Annotated in this window: 2 protein-coding genes; both read right to left on the bottom strand. The window is 60.8% G+C overall.

Translation table 11 applies throughout. The features are described 5' to 3' along the window. A partial coding sequence (locus tag AMR42_RS04970) for a hypothetical protein (protein WP_143472942.1) occupies positions 1–735 on the bottom strand: 735 nt, incomplete at its 3' end. A 58-nt stretch (positions 736–793) separates the two neighbouring features. After that, a partial coding sequence (locus AMR42_RS04960; protein WP_099532362.1) for an S-layer homology domain-containing protein occupies positions 794–1,544 on the bottom strand: 751 nt, incomplete at its 5' end.

Raw genomic sequence — 1,544 nt, 5'->3', positions numbered from 1 at the left:
GATGGGTATAAGAGACAGGCGATCGGGCGCGGCGGGGCTGGCGGCGGGGCTGGGTGACTCCAGCGGTGTGACCCATTGGAAGTCGATCGCGATTTTTTGGTCACCCACCTTCACTTGGGTCACTTCAATTTCTCGGGTTCCGGCGGCCAGGCGCTGAAAACTATCCGCCAAAAGCTGATTCACGGTGATGATTCGAGGGTCAGCCAAGGTGATACAGGGAGAATCCACACGGGCAATTTTGGCTTCAAGCAGTTGCCGGGAGCTGGCTTGCAACACAAAATCGAGGCTCCCCGGTTCTAGGCGCTTGTCGGGACAAACGAATTTGCCAAAGGCGCGCACCTGTCCCTCTTGAATTTCAAAGCGATCGATGGTTTCCACAAAGGAAGCGGGATCGCCTTTGAAGCTGATGGGGCTTTGGTTCAGCAGGGTTTCGGAAATTTCGTAGCCGCTGTTAACCACCAAGTTGCCGTTTTGGATGTCGGCTTTGAAGCTGAATCCACAGCCCACCAAGGGCAACAGCAGGGCGATCGCCCCGAGGGTGGGAACGCCGGGCCGTGGCTGGAAACGGACTTGCGATAATCGAGATTGCCTAGCCGATCGATTCACGGCGATCGCCCCTCCCTCTGGGCTGGTTGCGGTGCGGAATGCTGAAAAATGGCTGTTGATCAGCCTGTTCGGTTCCCAACCTAGCGCGATCGCCCTAGGCAGCATCCACACCGGGAACCCGTACCGCATTCATCGGAAATCCGCTGGGGGGTTGATTTTGCCCTGAACAAACTGCCCGATCGCCTCCCTAGGGTTGGGGCGACAGATAGGGCGAGGCGATCGGGGCTTGGCGTTTTTGCCAAACCAAGGCTTGATAGAGCGCCACGGCCACATCCGCGCGGGTTGCTGGCCGCTGGGCATCCAGGCGATCGCGCAAGGGATAGTAAGTGACCAGGTTGCTTTGGCTGGCGGCGGCCACCTTGGGCTGGGCCCAGCGGGCCAGGGCCAAGCCGTCGCTGTAACGCTCCAGTTGTCGTTGGCGATCGGGCGGTTCCGGCAGCGGCAAATTCAGCCCAGAGGCGAGGGTGATATAGAGTTCAAGGCGAGAAATGGGTTGGTCGGGGGCGAATTGTCCATTGGGATAACCGCGCATCAGCCCTAACACAACGGTTCGATCGACAGCGGATTTTGCCCAATGGTCGGCAGCCAAATCCGGGAAGGGCAGAGGCGATCGCACCGTGGGCCCCGCCCAGGCATCTCGCAAAATGGCCGCCAATTCGGCCCGGGTCACCGGTTGATCGGGCTTGAAGGAACCATCCTCAAACCCGGCAATAATTTTGTCTTTCCGCAGTTTTTCAATGAAGGGATAGGCCCAATGTTGCCCGTCCACATCCTTAAAGGGCGCGGCCACTGGCTCCGAGGCGGCTGGCGCAAGGGCTGGGGCAACAGACGGCGCAGGGGCGATCGGCTGGGCTGGGGCGGCGGGGATGGGCGCAGGAGCCGCAGGAGCCAGAGTTTGGCTAGCCACCGGGGGAGCCGTGGGGGAGGCGGCTGGGGCC

Source organism: Limnothrix sp. PR1529 (genome assembly GCF_002742025.1).
Lineage (GTDB): Bacteria > Cyanobacteriota > Cyanobacteriia > CACIAM-69d > CACIAM-69d > CACIAM-69d.
This window is presented reverse-complemented; position numbering and strand designations above follow the sequence as displayed.